The organism is Clostridium sp. (assembly GCF_036642255.1).
GTDB lineage: Bacteria > Bacillota > Clostridia > Clostridiales > Clostridiaceae > Clostridium_J.
The window spans coordinates 12523-32438 of record NZ_JAVWDJ010000041.1; the positions used below are offsets into that span (position 1 = coordinate 12523).

The following is a 19916-nucleotide window of genomic DNA, read 5'->3' on the forward strand; positions in this document are numbered from 1 at the left end:
AATTAATTGTGACGTTAAATAAACATTTAATACAAGATGACTAAGTTTACAATATAATAATGGAGGGGTTTCTTATGGCATTTAGCAATCTTTTTAGTCCTATTAAAATTAGAGGTATGGAATTAAAAAACAGAGTTGAATTTCCAGCAATGGGAACAAAAATGGCAACTGAGGATAAATTCGTTACTAAGCAACTTATAGATTATCATGTGGCAAGGGCATTAGGTGGAAATGGTTTAAACTTTACAGAGGTTTGTTCTGTATATAGCCCTGCTGCTCCTAAAAAATTTTTATCAATAGCTGAGGATAAGTATATAGAGGGTTTAAAAGAACTTTCTGATGCTATTCATAAAGCTGGTGCTAAAGCAGGAGTGCAGCTTTGGTTAGGTGGACTCGCTGTTGCTAGTGATAGAGAAGCAATGATAATGATACCTAGTGATATCACTGTACCAGGGGCAGGATATACAATTCCAGGAATGACTATTGGTAATATTAAAGAAGCGGTTAAGGCATTCGGAGATGCTGCCAGAAGAGCAGTTGAAGCAGGATATGATTGTGTGGAGTTTCACGCTGGACATAATTATGTACCGCACTCTTTCCTAAGTCCAGCCTTCAATCATAGAACGGATGAATACGGTGGTTCTTTAGAGAATCGAGCAAGATTTTTAATTGAGTGTATAGAGTCTATTCGCAAAAATATTCCAGAAGATATGCCACTTTTTATGCGTATAGATGCGCATGATGACTATTTAGAAAATGGATTAACTATAGAAGAAATCATAGAATTCTGTAAAATGTCTAAAGAAGCAGGGGTGGATGTATTAGATATTTCAAGAGGAAACTTTTCAACAGCAGCAATAAAATATGAAGTGCCACCAGTAGATTTACCAAGAGGTTTTAATGTTGAAAATGCTGCAAGAATAAAAAAAGAAACTGGAATGGTTACAGTAGCAGTTGGAAGAATAAATGATCCAGCACAGGCAGAAGAAATAATTTCAAGTGGAAAAGCTGATATGGTAGTAATTGGACGTGCACAGCTTGCTGACCCAGAGTTCTGTGATAAAGCTAAAGCTGGAGATGTGGACAGTATAATTCGTTGTGTTGGATGTAATCAAGGTTGTTACGATGGATTTGTATCTACCGAAATGCCATATATAACATGTCTTAGAAATCCTGCTCTTGGAAGAGAAGAGGAATATAAATTAATAAAAACAGATAATCCTAAAACTATATTAATAGCTGGTGGTGGGGTGGCTGGACTTGAAGCTGCTATTACCTTAAAAGAAAGAGGACATAATCCGATTTTATGTGAAGTATCAGATTCTCTTGGGGGTCAATTCGTTCTTGCAGGCGTTGCTCCAAGGAAAGAAGAAATGAAGGAAGCAGCATTAGCAATGGGAGAACAAGCAAGACGAGCAGGAGTTGAAATAAGATTAAATACCCCTATTTCTCCTGAAGTTATTATAGAAACTAAAGCAGAAGAAGTTATTATAGCAGTTGGATCAACACCAATGAAATTAAATGTGCCAGGAGCTGAATTATCACAAGTTACAAACTCCCATGAAGTACTTGCAGGAAAAGTAGAAGTTAAGGGGGAAGTAGTAATCATAGGTGGCGGACTTGTTGGTTTAGAAGTTGCAGAATATGTAGCTCATAAGGTTGAGAAAGTTACTGTTGTTGAAATGCTAGATCAAGTAGGTAAAGACCTTGGAGACTTGCGTAAGATTACCGTTATGGAAAGTATTTATAAATCTGGTGTAAATACAATAACTAATGGAAAATGCATTGAAATAAAAGATAACGCTGTTGTTATAGAAAGAAATGGCACTATGGAAGAAATAAGTTGTGATTCAGTAGTGGTTGCTATTGGTGCTAGATCACGTAACTTTGATAATATAAAAAATTACTGTAAAGAAAACAATATACCTTATCATGTAATCGGTGATGCAGTTAGAGCACGTAGAGCTCTTAATGCTACTGCAGAAGCTGCTTCAGTTGCAAGAGAAATTTAGTGAATTAATATAGTATTAGCTAATTCAGTTAATTGCATTTATTTATAAAATTAGTTCAAATCAGTGCAAAACTTTTCTTTAAATCTTATTGGCAAAAATTACTTATTTTTTTAAGTTAAATCAGTTTGCTCATTAATTAAAAGACTACAGATAAAAATCTAGCTGTAGTCTTTATTTTACTTATTTTCTCTATAACCATTCAAATGTCCATAGAAATAGTTTATAGTTACTTTTTAATTACTGGTACGTAAATATCCATGGATACTTTTTCATATTCCCAAGGATGACAACGTTCATCATAAAATTCAAAGTCTAATTTTGAATCATCGATTTCATAGTTCGAACTTGGGAACCAATCCTCAAGAATGTACCTCCAAGTACCTTCTATAGAGGCAACGAAGTCTTTGTCCTCCACGGCAGGAGTAGTGAATACTGCATAAGTTGCACTAGGTACTTGGATGCTAAACATATCTTGTTTAACATTACCAAAGTCAGAAACTTCTACCCCTAGTAAATAAGAAAACTCTTCAGAATCTGGGTTTGTATTTACACAGATTCCATATTCTCCGTGTCTTACAGTGTTTTGAGAAGAATATAAGATCCTTTCTGTATCTCCAGTGCCGCATTTATCCCAAAAAGCTGGAATATCCCTTGAATGTGCATTATCCTTTAATGTAGTTTTAAATTCATATCCAACAATTTTAAAGGATTCTTTTATCATTATTTTAGGTTCCATTATTATTCCTCCAATATTATTTTCTTTTAATTTTTTCAAATCTACTTTCTGAGGCAGAGATATAGGTGCATGGATTCTATAAAAATTAGGTGCATACCCAAAATGCTTCTTGAAGGCTTTGGTGAAACCAGCATGGGTTTCAAAGCCATAATTTAAAGCAGTATCTAATACTTTACCTCCAATACTTAATTCATAGAGTGCATATTGAAGTTTTCTTCTTGTAACATAAGTCATAATTGTAATTCCAACAAGATTGCGAAAAACTCTATAAAAGTGATAGGTGGAAAATCCAGCTAGTTTAGCTAATTCCTCAGCAAATAGTTTTTCAGTAATGTGGTCATCTATATAGTTTAAAGTATTTTGAATTATATCTGTATAGTTCATTAGGAGCCTCCTTTTGATGAATTTAAATCAGTACTGTAAGTATATGTTAACATATACCTAAGTGTATTTCTTTTCCTAGATTGCTAAATAAGAAGCTATTCTTTTAATTAATAAGACCTTTGCAAAAAAACTTGAAAAGCCTTATTAAATATCACTATAGCAGACAAAGAATATAGGACAGTACTAGCACAAAATTAAGGACTGTGAAAAAAAGGATATATCATACAAAAGGTAATGACATAAGTTCTGCATTATATAGGAAATAATAATTTAATAGGATGTGTTAGCAAATAAAGTTATTGCTTTAGAAAAACATGGAGAAAGAGGTATAATATGATGTTAATATGTATATTTATTATTTTCTACTGTAATTAGTTTGAATCAGTTCGTGCAATATAATATCTTTAACATAGGATTTAAGATGGACATAAAATATGCTCTCATTTTGAAGAATAAGAAAACATACTTAGTTTTGTATATAAATCTATAATTTGTTAACTTATGAGGTAGTTAATTTTAGTGGAATCTTCATGAGTTTCTGTTATAATATTAACAAGCCAATAAAATGCCTAAGAAAATTGCGAATTTACTTTTAATATAGGTTATTTAGCTTATATAGATATTAATGACTTTGTAAAAAGCTTACACAGTGTCAAATGAAAACATAACAACCTAGTAGAGAGTACAGGGACTTTTAAATAGGTTTAAGAAAATAAAATATATATAAATAGGGGGATTAATATGCTGGATTTAATTAAAAAAGCTGAGCAGTTACATCAATTATCAAAGGAAGAAATAGTCTTACTGTTAAATAGTAATGAATATGATGAAGAACTCTTTGCGGCTGCAGATAGAGTTAGAAAACAGTATGTTGGTGATGAAGTTCATCTAAGAGGACTCATAGAATTCTCTAATATATGTAAGAGAAACTGTTTATATTGTGGACTTAGAGTAGGAAATAAAAATATTGAAAGATATAGACTTCAACCTGAAGAGATAATTGATTTAGGTAGAAAAGCAGTGGGGTATGGCTACAAGACCCTAGTACTACAAGGTGGAGAAGATGATTATTTCAATGTTGAGAGAATGACTTTTATCATAAAGGAATTAAAGAAACTAAATGTTGCAGTAACTTTAAGTATTGGAGAAAAGAGCCTAGAAGAGTATAAAGCTTATAAAGAAGCTGGGGCAGATAGATACTTAATAAGAATTGAAACCACAGATAAAAAGCTTTATGAAGATATGGATCCAGGGATGAGTCATGAGGAGAGAATAAGATGTATTCAAGATCTAAGAGCTTTAGATTTTGAGGTGGGAACAGGTTGTCTAGTAGGGCTTCCAAACCAAACTACTGAGTCTTTAGCACAAGATATATTATTCTTCAAGGAAGTCGGAGCTGATATGGTGGGCATTGGACCTTTTATTCCAAACGAAGATACTCCTTTAAAGGATGAAATCGGTGGGGATTTCACTTTGAGCCTAAAGGTAATGGCAATTACAAGATTATTACTTCCAGACATAAATATTCCTGCCACTACTGCTATGGAGTCACTGAATAAGCAAGGAAGAATTATTGCACTACAAAGTGGTGCTAATGTTGTAATGCCCAATGTTACAGAGGGAGAGTACAGAAAGCTTTATGCCCTTTATCCAGGAAAAATTTGCATCAACGATACACCAGGTCACTGTAGAAGTTGCATAACAGGAAAAATAAATGGTATTGGTAGAAAAGTATCTCAGGAATATGGCTTCAGAAACAAAGAAAAAAATTAGATTTAACATACTTTTTAGATAAAACTTCATATATTTATATCTGAAGAGTTAAAAAACCAAGACAATATTAGGTACAAGAAAAGTTTTTAATTTAATATCATATAAAAAGGAGATGGCTATAGCCATCTCCTTAAATATTAATTAATCCCATGGAAAGCATCTTTCGCGCTCTGATCTCCAAACCTCACAACCTTCATAAGGATTAGCGGTACCAACATAAAGTCTACCATCGTTAGCAGGGAACAACTTTCTAATACCATAATTTTTAGGATTATCTAGACCATTTAAAGAAATTGGTATCCAACAATCACCATTAGAAGAACTCCATAAATCCCCACCCATAGTTGTAAGAGATCTTAAAATAAAGAGAATTATAATTCTAATTATAGGAAGAAGCCTAATAAAATCCTCCACATCTAAAGAATCTAAGTCTAAACCTTCAGGTAAAATACCTCCTAGAGCATCTCTATTGCGGATTAAACTCCATATAATGGTAGGAACAAGCACTGACCAATCCCAAGTTCCGCAGTAAAGTTTATTATTATATTCCTCTAACTGCCAGCAATATGCGTTAGAAACGAACCCGAAACCAGCTGGCATTCTAGGATTTCTTATACCATTAGTTACGGGATTTGTAGGAGATAAGGGAGCACCTCCAGCTATTACTTCCCATCTATCATTACAGAATATTCTTATCAAATCAAAGCCTTTTGGAGGAATAAATCTTCTGTTAGGATCTATGCTGAAAATACCAAACCAAATACCGGAACCTACATAAAGTTGCCCATTAAATGCCCTCATGCTTAGAGCATGTTCATTATAAGCATCTCCAGCGCCTTTATCTACTACTAATCTCCAATTATCGATTTCAGGACTTGCACCAATTGTACGCCAAACTTCGAAACCTCCAGGTAGTGAGTTTCCAATATAAAGGTGACCATTAAAGGATTCCATTGATGCAATTTCACCTCTAGGATTATTTTCAGACATACCAAAAGTTACTCTGTCCCAGCCAATTAGTGGATTAGTAGTTGAGTATAGAATGGTTTCAGTTCCTCCACCTAGGCCTTCCATAACACCCATATACAATACGCCATTGTGAACTAGCATTGACCTAACGGTATTACCATCAGTAATTCCACTATCTTGAGGAATCCAATCCTCACCATTTTCACTGACTAACATTCTTACATTAGAAAAGTCGCCACCTGCTGCAACAAGTAATTCTTTTCCACCAGGGGTTGTATAATTAATCATAAACCTAAAGCCAGTAATTCCTTGCGTTGGTGTGGATTTAAATACTCTTTCCCATGGTTCATTTCCATCTTTATTATAACGCCAAATTTCAGCATTCATGTCCGGAAAGGGTTCTGGAATAAATGCTTCAGGAACTCTATCTGGTGGAATATTAAATACACCAACCATAACTTGATATACTATATTTCTACCAGTTCCCACATAAACATAATTGCCTAGTTCTGACATTGACCAAGCGTAGTTATTTTGTTGTCCAAGATCAGGATCTTCATAAAACCCATTGAAAGGGGTGATTTTATCCAGATTGATCATAATATTAACTCCTTATTATGAAATTTTATTATGCTTGTACTACGATGTACTATATTATATGTGAGTTCCATAAATTAGTGACTGGAGAACAATTCTAGAAATAAAGCAAAATGTTGAAAGCTTGAAAAAATTATAAGTTATTTTTTATAAATGAAGTATTTAATCCCTTGCATTTATAAATAGGGTTACGAGAAAGCTTTTTTCTACACCACTCAGTTGATAGGTGGAAGCTGTGATACCATAATTCAATTAACTGAATAAAGTGGTTGTTATTTAAATAATATGGATAATGTGGAGAAGATGAACTAAAAATTGAGACGTATTTATTTTGTAAATATAACTTCTTTACATTGTTATATTAGTAATATAGAAGAATTAAAGGAAAAGGTAAAGGAACGTGGAATAATCTCTAAGGAGATCATAGGCTTAAAGCAATATTGGATGAAGAGCTAAAACACCTTAGTAAGAAAGAATAATCAATTTAGTAAGATTAAAAATGTAGGTAAGAAATGTGGTGTCTATTTGCACAGGTAGACAAGGTGTGTGAATAAAGACTTATAGTCCTAAATTTAAATGAATCTTATGTTGAAGCCTATAAATAAGTATAGCAGAAGTGAAGTATAGAGGAGGAACACTAATGAAGTCAAATTCTAAGCTAATAATAGTAGAGGGTCTACCTGGATCAGGGAAGTCAACCATAGCTCAATTTATTGCTCATCAACTTCAAAGGAACAATGAAGAGGCACAGTGGTATTATGAAGTAGGTTTACAGCACCCTTTAGAATTTTCCAGTGAGGCGTGTCTCAGTGAAAAGGAAAATTATGAACTATTGAATAGATATTCAGAATTTAGAAGTATATTAGAAACAGAAGGTCACAAAAGGTATAATAGATATTTTTATAAATATGTAGAAATTCAACGTAAATACAAAGACACATTACCAGAGATATTGATAGAAGAATTAGAAACTTTTGATATTGAAAATGGTAATGTTAATAATTATATGGAGCTAAAGGCTAAAAAGTGGAATGAGTACATTGAGAATAAAAATTCATCACAAGAAATCACTGTTATAGAAAGTAGTTTTTTTCAAGGTCCAATTGTTACAATGCTTTTAGAGGATAAATCAAAGACGGAAATTAAAAATTATGTGGGTGAGCTCTTAGATATCGTTAAGGGAAGCAAGCCTACACTAATTTATTTTTATCAAAAGGATATTGAAGCTTTTATTAGGAGGATGTTTAACCTTAGGGGGAGTGGATTCACTGATTATATTATAGATATGATATGTAAAAGTTCCTATGGTAAAAAGAGAAAATTAAAAGGAATAGAGGGTGCAATAAGTTTCTTTACTGAATATAGAAATATAGGAGATGAACTTTATTCAGAGTTTAACATATCCAAAGTAGCTATTGAAAACTCTCAAGGACAATGGGAAAACTATAAAGAAGAAATTTTAAAGATTATAGATGTAGAATTTAAAGAAGATAGCGTAATACCAGTGGAGATTTTGGAACAATATGTTGGAGAATATGCCAACAAAAAAGTACAAAGAGAGTTTTTTATAAGGTTAGAACAGGGGAATTTATTTTTATATACAAATCAAACCTATAAGGAAAGATTAATACCAATTTATAATAATAGCTTTCATATAGAAGCAAGTACACTAGATATTATTTTTTTAAAAAATAAATCAGGTATAGTTAATAGATTTATAATTGGTGGAAGAGACACAGCAGCATCCTATGGACAAGTTGGGCTGGCATTTAATAGAATTTCATAAGAAAAAAGATTATTGGACTTATTGAAATTTAGAGGGGTATTAGAAATAACCATAAATAAAAGGTTATCTTATACTATATTTTATTTCATATTCAAATATATTTTATAAGCAAAAAACAAAACTATATACCCACAAATAGTTATATATGGCTGAATATTAGACAAAATTATTATTAAAATAATTTAAATAAAAGACTTGCATATATAGCTTGTACAAGGTCACTCCATGTGTTATTTATAAATAAGTGAAAAGAGTGGGTTTATCAAATAAAAAGTTTACAATTTTATAATTTACAGTGATAAGATTTTAGCTTATAATTTAATTATATCGTTAATATAGTTCCTACTTTAAAGTTATTTAAGGAAGAAACTTGATATTAAAAACAATATTAGTCTACTAATAAAAAAATAATGAATTAATACTTCGTATAACTCCAATGATACGGTTTGGGGGTCTCTACCAGGAACCTATAATTCCTGATTACGAAGAAAGTACACTATTTGTATTTTCTTCGTAATCAGGAATTTTTTATATATAAAAGTTGGGCTATAGCCATATTTAAAGTAAAAGTATCTCATTGATTTTGAAAGATTTAATGAACATGCTTAGTTTAATGAGCAAATTTCCTTCTAGAATTAAGCCTTCCAATAAGTAGAGTATCATCCTAGAAGATTCCGAATAGAATGAAATCAATGAGTGTTAGTTATAGATTTTAATAAGGAGGTCAACCATGAATATATTAGATTTGCCTAAAATTGAGCTTCACTGTCATTTAGATGGTAGCGTTAGGCCTGAAACCATAATTGAACTAGCAAAAAAAGATGAAATACAAATTCCTTCATATCACATTAACACAATTAAAAGAGCAGTAACTGCTCCCTTAGATTGTGACTCTCTTGATGAATATTTAAAAAGATTCCATCTTCCTAATTTAGTTATGCAATCTAAGGAAAACTTAAGAAGAATTACTTTGGAACTCTTGGAGGATTGTGCGGAGGAAAATGTAAAATACATTGAGATAAGATTTGCACCTGTACTTCATACTAAGTGTGGTTTAAGTATTGAGGAAATAATAGAAAGTGTATTACAGGGAATTAAAGATGGAGAAGAAAAGTATGATATAAAAAGCAACTTGATATTGTGTTGCATGAGAACAATGAGTGTGGAAAAAGCCTTTCAAGTAGTGGAAGAAGGTAAGAAGTTTCTAGGAAAAGGTGTTGTAGCAATAGATTTGTGCGGACCAGAAAACGAAGGTTTTTGTGAAAAATTTTCAGAACCCATTACTTTAGCTAGAAAATATGGATTTAGAGTTACTATTCATGCTGGAGAAACAGGAATAGGTAAAAATGTGCTTGAAGCAGTGGAGCTATTAGGTGCCGAAAGAATTGGACATGGAGTATATATAAAAGATTGCAGGGATGCTTATAATCTTGTTAAAGAGAAAAAAATTACTTTAGAATTGTGTCCTACAAGCAATATACAAACTAAAGCAGTTGATATTTTTAGTAATCATCCAATTTATGATTTTTTTAAGGATGAATTAAAGGTCACTATAAACACCGATAACAGAACCGTGTCCAATACTAATATGACCAATGAGTGTGATGTTGTATATAAGGAATTTAACATAAGCTATGAGGAGTATAAGGAGATATATTATAACAGTATTCAAGCAGCTTTTGCTGATTTAGAAACTAAGGAGAAATTGAAAAAATATATATAGTTTTAAAATAAATATAGAGACTATTAGATAAGAGAAATATTATCCCATTACTAATGATGTAAAACCTAATATTATATTAGTATTTATTTTTCAAGTAGCTATATTCAGAGAAAGATATGAAAAAAGATACTAGATAACTACAATCTTTAGTCATAGAAAGTTGATAGACGTGGTTAATAAAGCAGTAAGGACGATAATCTTCCCTCTGCTTTATTATTTTTATGTACAAAAGCACTTTTAATCTGCATAATATAGCCTTTACAAGGTACACTAAAATTGAAACAAATGATGTAGAAATTAACTATAAATGGATGTTAAGATTGTTAAATGTATGTAAAGTTCTCATTGCTAATTGATATTATTTGAAACTGGTGCTATATTTATTTGTGGATAACAGGATTTATAAATTTAAATCATTAATGGAGGTTAAAAAATGAGCATTACTTTGGAAAGTTTTTTGCAGCAACTAATATCGAATCCAGCATTGTTTTTTATAGTATTACTTGTGTTGGGTGTTATTTTGGTAAATGGTTGGACTGATGCACCTAATGCAATTGCCACTTGTGTTTCTACAAGAGCAATTAGTGCAAAAAACGCTATATTAATGGCTACAGTTTTCAATTTTTTAGGCGTTTTAGTTATGACTATATTTAATGCAACAGTTGCACAAACTATATATAAAATGGTTGATTTTGGGGGGAACTCAAGAGATGCACTAATTGCACTAAGTGCAGCATTACTTGCTATAGTAATATGGGCAACTGCTGCTTGGGTACTTGGAATTCCAACTAGTGAGAGCCATGCATTAATAGCAGGTATATCAGGAGCTGCAATTGCATTACAAGGCGGATTTTCTGGAATAAACGGTGAACAATGGATGAAAGTTGTTTATGGGTTATTTATGTCTACTATCATGGGATTAGGTTTCGGATTTCTTATAGTTCGGGTAATACAAGCTCTCTTTAAACGCATGGATAGACGTAGATCTAAACCAATTTTTCAAAGTGCACAGGTTGCCGGTGGGGCAGCAATGGCATTCATGCATGGAGCACAAGACGGTCAGAAGTTTATGGGAGTTTTTATGCTTGGTATTTTCCTTGCGAATGGTCAAGCTAACGTAACTGAATTTGCTATTCCAATATGGCTTATGATACTTTGTTCAGCAGTAATGGCAATTGGTACATCCATAGGAGGCTATCGTATTATTAAAACGGTAGGTATGGACATGGTAAAATTAGAGACATATCAAGGTTTTTCAGCAGATTTAGCTGGAGCAGCTTGTCTATTGATCTCTTCAGCATTCGGTATTCCTGTTAGTACTACTCATACCAAGACAACTGCAATTATGGGTGTTGGTGCAGCAAAAAGAATTTCTGCTGTTAACTGGAGTGTAGTAAAGGAAATGGTACTAGCTTGGGTTTTAACATTCCCTGGTTGTGGTCTCCTTGGATATTTAATGGCATATATATCTATGAAATTATTCTAAAAAAGGAAGGGAAGATGTAAGATGGCAAATAATAGAGATTTTAATTATTTTAAGGCTTTCGGTGATTTATCAAGTTTCTCATTAAAGGCAGTTGAAATGTTAAGTTCAACTTTACATAATTTTGATGCAAATACAATTGAAGAAAAAGTAAAAGAGATGCACAATATTGAACATACTGCAGATCTTGAAAAACATAAAATAACTAATAGATTAGTAAAAGAGTTTCTTCCACCAATAGAAAGAGAAGATATTATCAGTATTACTGATAATATTGATGATGTAATAGATTCAATTGAGGATGTTTTAATAGGGATTGACATGTATAATGTACAGGTTATTAGACCTGAAATATCTAAGTTCATTGAAATAATTATGGATTGTTGCAAATCAATGAATTCGGCTCTGACAGAATTTGAGAATTTTAAAAGATCAAAAACTCTTCATGCTGCAATAGTAGAAGTAAACCGTTTAGAAGAAGAAGGAGATCAACTTTACATAAATGGTGTGCGTAATCTTTATAAAAATTCAAAGGATCCAGTAGAATTAATGGTTTGGACAGAAATATATCGTTTATTAGAAAAATGCTGTGATAGCTGTGAAGAAGTAGCAAATACCATTGAAAATATTGTAATGAAGAATTCTTAGGATAAAATTTGACAAGTAAGAGATAGTTAACTAATATTAACTGTTTCTTGCTTGTTTGCATTTTGTTGCAGTTTTTTATTCGAATCAAAGAAAAATAGAATGTAGTGTTGATGCATTAATTATTTTGACTTCGATAGGCTTACTTGACTTATATCCAATAGAAGTTCGTAATAAGTAGGCGTTACAATGGAATAAGAAGAATTCCTTTTATTAATTATAGCTGAATTGTAGGCTAGGATTAATTAAATTAACTCTAAGATATTATCATATATCAGGAGTTAAATAAGTTTAAAATCTATTAAGTTAAATTGTTAATTATTTGATTATAAAGATTGTATAATTTACTAGGTATAAAAGGCTTTAATAGCCTAAAAATATAAATATGGATAAAATGATATTATAGAAAATTCAGTAAGACATAAGAGTTTAAAATACATAGGTTTAAACATGGAAATTTGAAGTATCCAGATATTAAAGGGTTTAAGCAATGCGCTGTGATATGGATGTACATAAATAAAAATATGATTTTGATTTTATGTTAAAAGGTGTAAATCAAGGTTTTTAGTATTATTCGTCTGAATATTAGTTAAGAGGTAAAAACCATGGATAATTTAACTGTAGAACATTATTATAATAAAATAGAAAAGCTTCCTTTGAAAATGGTGTATGAAAAAGAAGATATACTAACTTTAGATTTTTTGATAGAAAAACAAGAAAGTATGGAAATTTATTATTGCACTCATAATGAGTATATTAATGAAAAAGCTAAGATTTTCATTGTTGGTATAACTCCAGGATTCCAACAAATGAGTAAATCTCTTGCAATAGCAAGAGAAGCCATAGAAGAAAAACTATCTTTAGAAAATATCTCCTACATATGTAAAAGAGAAGGAAGATTTTATGGTATCATTCGGAAAAATATTATTGATATGTTAGATGAACTGGAACTACACAAAGTACTTGGTATGAAAAGTTCTAACGAGCTCTTTGGAGATAAAGATTATTTTCTTCATACCACTTCGATAATTCCATTCGCAGTATTTGTAGATGGAAAAAACTATACAGGCCACAAACCTAAAATTCTGGGAAATAATTTACTAATGAAATATGTAAAAAGTTACTTTTACCCCCAGGTAGATACGTTAAAACATGCTTTATTTATACCTTTAGGAAAATCTGTAGAAGAAGTTCTTAATATATTAATTAAATCTGGAGTCTTAGAAGAGTCCCAGTGTCTAAGAGGCTTTCCTCATCCATCAGGCGCAAATGCGCATAGATTGCCTCAACTTGAAGAAAATAAGGAAAAAATGAAAAATACTATTACAAATTATTTTTTAAAATAGGCTAAGATGTAGGAATGAAGTATAAAAATATGGTAAAATAACCTTGCACAAGCATAGTAAAAGTTAAGTTCAAAATTATCTTAAAAATATATGTTATATTGAATGTATTTAATTAATGTTAAATTACTGTAAGTAATGTGGCTGTGATAACTATAATTTTTAGGTATAAGGCGTCTAGTAAAAATAACTAAGCTAATGAAATTCTATTTTGTAGCATATGCATCAACTGAACATATATGTTTATGCACAACTATAAGTATAAACTGCTTCTTTATTAGCATAAAGCTATTTTAGGACGTAAAGTATTCGGTACATATTAACTTGTTATTTTGTTTCAGATACACTAAATTGACTAAGAAAACTAAAAACTAATGGATTTTTAAAGGAGAGTAACATGTCAGAAAAGAATATAGAAATGATGAAGAAAATAATTGAAGCTAAAAAACAAAAGGGTTCTCAAAAGGGATCGCTTGGAAGACCAGAAAAGACTATTGGCCAAGGACAAAACGCAAGGAGAAAAGTTAATGGCGGGGGACTTTTTGATAAGTAGTGCAACCCTAGTTTATAGAATGAATAAACCAAACTACTTAAAAATCAAAGTTTATTACGCAATTGAGGCAATCAGCAAATGATTGTCTTTTATTTTATTAAATATTAATAACTAGTGGGATAAAGATATAAACATAGTGAAAAAGGCAAACTAATATGGTTGCCTTTTATATTTATTATTCTTTTTTGGCGACAATGAAAAAACGATGCTCAACGCTTTCAATATAGCCAGTTTCCTCTAGATTTTTTTGTAACTTTAATAGGGGCTCTAGGCATCTTTCTACTGAGAAGTCGGGGAATTCCCATTGAATAATTTTACAATAATATACAAGAGCTCCAATGTCATAATATCGAGAAATAGGAAAGAATTCAGCCTTTTGAAGCACTTTTAAGCTAGCAGCTTCTATTCCTTTTAGGTTGGTTTCGAGATTAAAATCAAAGCTGATGATATTAGGATAATCTCCAAGGAGAAACTTTGAAAGCTCCTTATTATTTCTGCCACCTACTTGTTGAGTTATAAAAACTCCTTGAGGTTTTAAAATTCTTTTAACTTCCTTTGGACAAAAGTATTCATGCCTATTAATAATAATATCAAAGGTTTCATCAGGAAAAGGCAGTGCTGTGTCTTCATAAACCTGCCTTACTTCTATACCAAAAGGCGAAAGATTCACAGTGCTTAACTTTACATTAGGTGGATAACCTTCAGTAGCAAAGGTGTTTCCAGGAGTAGGGTTTAAGGATAAAAGAAACTCCCCACCGCCAGTTCCCATATCTAACATAATCTTTTTATTATCCATATAGGATTTAATAACTTGTTTATATTTCCAAGGTAGAGGTTCTATCTTAACTCTGTCTTTTAAGTGAGAAAAATTCCATCCCACAAAAACATACTCTTCTTCTTTTTTCCATGATTCAATAAGCTCATCATAATTCATATATATTGCTCCTTTTTACTATGACTTTTACTGTAAAAAGTAGTGCAATTGTATTGATAACGTAATTTGCTCATACAATCTGCTATCAGAGTTCTACAATAGCACTCAGCAGTTACTGCATTTTATTCTCATAGTTGACTCCTAATAATTGTGATTATATTTATAATATGTTATGGCCAATTGAAAAGTTACATTAGTTTTACAATTAACTCTACATTGTGCTTAATGCGCTGAGATGCATTAGTGCAGTTGAAGGTTCCTACGTTTAATGAACTTAAAATTAGTTTATATTAATTCTATGAAAGTTTGTCTTATAGAAGTTGATTATGTAGGGAGAGTTAATGAACTAAGATATATTATAAAAAAACAAGTAAGAAAAAATAATGCTGCATAAAACAAAAAACAACCCAAAGTGGTTGTGATATCTTTATTATAGTAAATTAATAATAGTAAAACTGTAATTTTATTCCCTAATAATTTGTTAAGGAGTATTGTGTGCCAAATCAAAACACAGTGTTTGTTTTTGAAGAAATATTTACATCTAACTAAGTTAGGTTATCATAAATATTTAATTAATTTAATGGCAAGTCTATGAGATGTCTATCTCAGGCATATTTGAAAGGACTTTTTCAACTATAGCTTGTGTTGGAAATTTTGGCAAATCTACATTATTTATCACTTCACCAGCAACTGTTCCAATAACAGTTCCTGCAGCAGGTCCACCTGCAGTACATAATGATAAAATAAAAGCTAATATTTTATTTGCCATTATATCAACAACTCCTTATTTTTTATTTTGCACTTGGTTCCATAGGGGTATGTATAATACCTTTTAGTAATCAGTAGCTTTTATATGTTAAGTACCTTGCTGATGAGTATATGTTAACATGGACTCAAAGTTAAAACAACCCCAGTCCAGTGCTTTCATATTTGGACCACATTAATCCATTTCATAATTTAAAAATTTTCAAATTTTAAATATAGGTATGACTAGTAAAAACACTAAACTAATTTATAACTTTATCTATACATTCTAGTTACTAAAAGTTAATTTGCTATAATAACAGATGCTGAAAAAAATATTATAACTAATTTGTTTCATTAACATTATAAAACAACATGGATTTGTAATTAGATTAAAAGTAAATATTCATTAGTATATAAATAAGTAGGGGCTACAGATCTCTTAAATTGATAATAGGTTTAAATAAAGTATATAGTCACAAAAGAGGCACCTAGTCTTTATCTAAGTGCCTCTTTAAATTTAAATATATCAGATGGTGATTTTCTAATTGTTTAACTTTATTTTATTAGCTTTAGTACTTCAGTAAAGTATTCATCACTATTAGTGTAGAGTTCATCATTACCCAAGACAATGTTGCTACCTTCTCCTCTTTTTAAACTTTCAATTATTTTAGATGTATTTTCTTTAATTATTACTTGAGGGGTTACTACTTGTTTATCAAAGGATATACCACTTTCATCTACCCTCCTAGTGGTTTTAATTTGAATAGGCAAATTAGAGTTAGGTAGCATAAAATATGTAGGGAGTGGATAATGGTTTTCTTTTAGATTGAATTTGTTAGGAGCTATTACTGTACAAATATTGTTATCAATAATTAATTTTAATGTTTCTGTAGCATATTCAGTGGCAAAGGTATTATCATATAAAACAAAAACCTTGCCTTTATATTTATTCATTCCATTTATTTTAACTCTTTTTTCCTTGTAGACACGATAGTCAGATAATGGATATCTTTTTTCAAAGGACTCCAATGGTGATATTAATTCAGAACTAAAAGAGGTGAGACTATTACTATAAGAAAGGGCAAATTCATCATTTACCTTATTTTTTTTAATTATTGTATAGTCTGTATAATCTACCTCTTTAGGAGCAATGTAATCTAGTGTATTATAAAAAAATCCATTATCAAAACCATTTCTAAGATCCAATACTAGATACTCACTATTATCTATCAATGAAAATAAGTTTTCTTTTTTTTCATTAGGGTTACCCTGTACATATAGATCATTAAATGCAGAAAAGTTTAATACTAAAATTTTCTCGTCATCTAAGAAATTAAGAAACTTAATACTTTTTCTTATTTCTTGTTCCTTTAATGCAAAGTTTCCATCAGCATTATAAGCTTTAAAACCATCTTCTAAAAGAGGTTTATTAATGTCATAAGGTAAAACCTCTATTTTTTTCTGTTCTCCAGAAGAGTTTTCAATAGTAATTTCTCTTGAGGATATTTTTTCGTCTAAGAGAAATAGGGTATACGTAAAATATTTTTCATAATTATAATCATAGTCTTTATAAAATTTGTCATATGGCAAGTTTTTCACATATTCGTCAACGGGGACTCTGTCTATATCAATAACCTTATCTCCAATATGTGCATCTGGAGTTTGGCTACCAGTTATGTAATAATCACCATTGATATACTGAGTGTGTATATTCATATTAATGTAAGCAAAACCTGAGGTTTCCCAATATTTCTGCTGAATTGGTTCCCATTTTATTTTTGCCTCTAAAAATCTATCTCTGTAGGTACTAGCATTTAAACCAAGGTCCTTGTCTAGATAAGTAAAACCATAGTTGAAAGGTTCTCCTGTTATATTTATTGAAGGAGACATTGGAGCGAGACTTCTAAAAAGAATGGATATACTTTTAAAGAATTCTTCATCGGAAGAAGTTTTACTTAAGACATTAATTATTTTGTTTTTATTTCTTAAAATATCTTGTCCATTTTTTTCTTTTATATCTTCAAGGTAAGGATATGAGTATTCAAGAAAATCCATTAAATATTTAGCATCTCTTTTTTTCTCATCATAGGAAAGACCTTCATTTGAGGAATATTTAACATCACTTAAAGAATATAGTCCTAAGAATAAAACTACTGATATTAGGGATAAACCTATAATAAGTTTAAGCTTCTTATTGTCCATAAATAGTACCTTCTTTCTATAATAAAATTGCCTTTAGCCATAATGTTTAGTCACTATATAAAGCAAATAGGAGTATTTTAAATTCTTTAAGGCATTTCACCCAGTTCATGGTATAAATACATTATATTACAAATTATAATTTCTAGAAAGCTATTGAAATGTATATGAAGCTGTATTATTTAAGAAACTAAACTATAATGAAGAAAAGTATCTTTTAAATAATATAACTGTTGAGAGTAAATGAAAATGAAATACAAAATAAACTATTAGCAATAGTTAGAAAGTAGGCAAGGTATAAGAATAGGAGGGGAAATTGTATAATAGTTTTCAGCATAAATTTATGATTCAAATAGTTTCTCTTGACATAATATAAGTAATACTATAAAATGAACATTGTTCAGGTTGTAAAAAAACTAGTTATAACTTAAACTTATCTCTTTTAAAATGAGATTTTATTTTTATATTATAATGAACAGTGTTCATACAAGGAGGATTTCGTATGTTAATTTACGCAGTAATATCTATCAATTTAGCACTTTTATTTTATACTATTGGGGTATGGAGTGAAAAAAGACAAGGTGAATTGAAAAACTGGCATCTAGTTGTTTTTTGGATTGGTTTAGCTTTTGATACTTTAGGGACAACCCTTATGAGCAAGATTGCAGGGGTAGGTTTTTCTATAAACTTTCATAGCATCACAGGTTTTCTTGCCATTGTACTAATGCTTTTCCATGCTCTTTGGGCTACTATAGTTTTAAAGAAAAATGATGAAAAAGCAAAAATTAGCTTTCACAAATTTAGTATTATAGTTTGGATTATATGGTTGGTTCCATTTTTATCTGGTGCAGTATTTGGAATGGCTAAATAATCTAATTTTCTTAAGGCGTTAGATTTGCTGAAAAGCATTAAGGAAAGTATTATAAAATACTAGTAAAATTTATTTGATAAAAATACTTTGGTTAAGTTCATTTATATAGGTATGGAATAATAAGTAAGGAGTTGGGAATATAGTTTCCAACTCCTATATTTTTTATGGGATTAGTCTAGTCCTATCTCTTGGAAACAAAGAGGTCTCTCTTACATTTGACAGTCTTAAAAGCTGGGCTGTAAGCCTTTCAAGGCCTATAGCTAGACCTCCATGTGGTGGCATACCATATTTAAAGGTGCTAATGTATCCTTCATAGCTTTCTGGAGTTAGACCTTTGTATTTTATATTTTCTATAAGCATATTATAGTTATGAATTCTTTGACCACCAGTGGTTATTTCAAGACCTCTAAATAAAAGGTCAAAGGAATGAGTTTCTTCCTCTCCACAAGGCATGGTATACATAGGTCTTTTCCTTCTTGGATAATGGGTTAGAAATAAGAAATCACTACCAAATTTTTCTTTAGCATACTTATAAATGAGTTTTTCTCCTTCTGGATCTAAGTCACCTTGAAGTTCAGTTTTCCCATATTCATTTCTTAAGATATCTATTGCGTCACTAAATCTAAGTCTTGGAATACTACTTTCTATTTTAGGAATTTCTAATTCAAAGATGTTAAAATATTTTTTTCCTTCTAGTTGAAGTTTATTTAGTATATAGCATAAAAGCTTTTCTTCCATTTTCATTATATCTTCTTCGTCTTCTATGAATCCCATTTCAAAGTCCATGCTTACATATTCATTTAAGTGTCTATTTGTGTTGTGCTGCTCTGCTCTATACACAGCTCCCACTTCAAAAACCCTTTCATAGCCTGCGCCTACCATCATTTGTTTGTAAAATTGGGGACTTTGAGTAAGATAGGCCTTGTTTTCAAAGTATTTTACCTCAAACATATCAGTACCACCTTCAGCACCTTCAGCCACAATTTTAGGAGTGAAAATTTCTGTAAAGCCTTCACCAATCAAAAACTCTCTAAAACCTTGAGCAATAAGCCCTTGAATTTTGAAGATAGCATTTTTCTTTTCCTGCCTTAAGCTAAGAACTCTATTATTAAGCATAGTATCTAAATTTACTTCTAATTCTTTTTTATTTATCTCAATAGG

The 19916-nt window shown here is 30.8% G+C and carries 16 protein-coding genes and 1 riboswitch; of the genes, 10 read left to right on the forward strand and 6 right to left on the reverse strand.

Translation table 11 applies throughout. The features are described 5' to 3' along the window. Positions 1–74: 74 nt before the first annotated feature. Positions 75–2012, forward strand: coding sequence for an FAD-dependent oxidoreductase (locus tag RR409_RS16760; protein WP_332558916.1), 1938 nt, complete (start codon positions 75–77; stop codon positions 2010–2012). A gap of 226 nt (positions 2013–2238) precedes the next feature. Here the strand turns inward: RR409_RS16760 and RR409_RS16765 are convergent, their stop codons facing one another. Beyond that, a complete protein-coding gene (locus RR409_RS16765; RefSeq protein ID WP_332558917.1) occupies positions 2239–3132 on the reverse strand; it encodes an effector binding domain-containing protein in 894 nt (297 codons plus the stop codon). Positions 3133–3873: 741 nt separating this feature from the next. Between RR409_RS16765 and hydE the strand changes: the two genes are divergently transcribed. Further along, positions 3874–4905: a [FeFe] hydrogenase H-cluster radical SAM maturase HydE gene (gene hydE, locus RR409_RS16770; RefSeq protein ID WP_332558918.1), complete on the forward strand. Its 1032-nt coding sequence runs from the start codon at positions 3874–3876 to the stop codon at positions 4903–4905. Between the two features lie 141 nt (positions 4906–5046). On the opposite strand, the gene RR409_RS16775 is transcribed toward hydE, so the two are convergent. Continuing rightward, a complete protein-coding gene (locus RR409_RS16775; RefSeq protein WP_332558919.1) occupies positions 5047–6474 on the reverse strand; it encodes a hypothetical protein in 1428 nt (475 codons plus the stop codon). 637 nt (positions 6475–7111) lie between these two features. Between RR409_RS16775 and RR409_RS16780 the strand changes: the two genes are divergently transcribed. The 6 genes from RR409_RS16780 (at position 7112) to RR409_RS16805 (ending at position 14004) form a co-directional block, all read left to right on the forward strand. After that, complete coding sequence (locus tag RR409_RS16780; RefSeq protein WP_332558920.1) at positions 7112–8257, forward strand: hypothetical protein; 1146 nt, start codon at positions 7112–7114, stop codon at positions 8255–8257. 403 nt (positions 8258–8660) lie between these two features. Then, positions 8661–8760: riboswitch (purine riboswitch) on the forward strand. A 227-nt stretch (positions 8761–8987) separates the two neighbouring features. After that, complete coding sequence (add, locus tag RR409_RS16785) at positions 8988–9980, forward strand: adenosine deaminase (protein ID WP_332558921.1); 993 nt, start codon at positions 8988–8990, stop codon at positions 9978–9980. A 433-nt stretch (positions 9981–10413) separates the two neighbouring features. Beyond that, entirely contained in the window at positions 10414–11466 is a 1053-nt protein-coding gene (locus tag RR409_RS16790) for an inorganic phosphate transporter (protein WP_332558922.1), read from the forward strand. Positions 11467–11487: 21 nt separating this feature from the next. Further along, positions 11488–12111 carry a DUF47 family protein gene (locus tag RR409_RS16795; RefSeq protein ID WP_332558923.1) on the forward strand — a complete coding sequence of 208 codons (624 nt, stop codon included), beginning with the start codon at positions 11488–11490 and terminating at the stop codon, positions 12109–12111. 602 nt (positions 12112–12713) lie between these two features. After that, positions 12714–13454, forward strand: a complete 741-nt coding sequence (locus RR409_RS16800) for a hypothetical protein (protein ID WP_332558924.1) — start codon at positions 12714–12716, stop codon at positions 13452–13454. Between the two features lie 394 nt (positions 13455–13848). Beyond that, the gene (locus tag RR409_RS16805; protein ID WP_332558925.1) at positions 13849–14004 is read left to right on the forward strand and encodes a hypothetical protein; all 156 of its coding nucleotides are present in this window, start codon (positions 13849–13851) and stop codon (positions 14002–14004) included. Between the two features lie 175 nt (positions 14005–14179). On the opposite strand, the gene RR409_RS16810 is transcribed toward RR409_RS16805, so the two are convergent. Continuing rightward, positions 14180–14938, reverse strand: coding sequence for a class I SAM-dependent methyltransferase (locus RR409_RS16810; RefSeq protein ID WP_332558926.1), 759 nt, complete (start codon positions 14936–14938; stop codon positions 14180–14182). A gap of 268 nt (positions 14939–15206) precedes the next feature. On the opposite strand from RR409_RS16810, the gene RR409_RS16815 reads away from it, so the two are divergent. Then, positions 15207–15332, forward strand: coding sequence for a hypothetical protein (locus RR409_RS16815; protein ID WP_332558927.1), 126 nt, complete (start codon positions 15207–15209; stop codon positions 15330–15332). A gap of 195 nt (positions 15333–15527) precedes the next feature. Here the strand turns inward: RR409_RS16815 and RR409_RS16820 are convergent, their stop codons facing one another. Together RR409_RS16820 and RR409_RS16825 are read right to left on the reverse strand one after the other, a co-directional pair. Then, entirely contained in the window at positions 15528–15707 is a 180-nt protein-coding gene (locus RR409_RS16820) for a hypothetical protein (RefSeq protein WP_332558928.1), read from the reverse strand. Between the two features lie 533 nt (positions 15708–16240). Then, on the reverse strand, positions 16241–17887 hold the full coding sequence (locus tag RR409_RS16825; RefSeq protein WP_332558929.1) for a hypothetical protein: 1647 nt from the start codon (positions 17885–17887) through the stop codon (positions 16241–16243). Between the two features lie 499 nt (positions 17888–18386). Here RR409_RS16825 and RR409_RS16830 point away from each other — a divergent pair, with 499 nt between their 5' ends. Further along, positions 18387–18755: an HsmA family protein gene (locus RR409_RS16830; RefSeq protein ID WP_332558930.1), complete on the forward strand. Its 369-nt coding sequence runs from the start codon at positions 18387–18389 to the stop codon at positions 18753–18755. 162 nt (positions 18756–18917) lie between these two features. Here the strand turns inward: RR409_RS16830 and aspS are convergent. Further along, on the reverse strand, positions 18918–19916 hold a 999-nt coding region (aspS, locus tag RR409_RS16835; RefSeq protein ID WP_332558931.1), incomplete at its 5' end, for an aspartate--tRNA(Asn) ligase.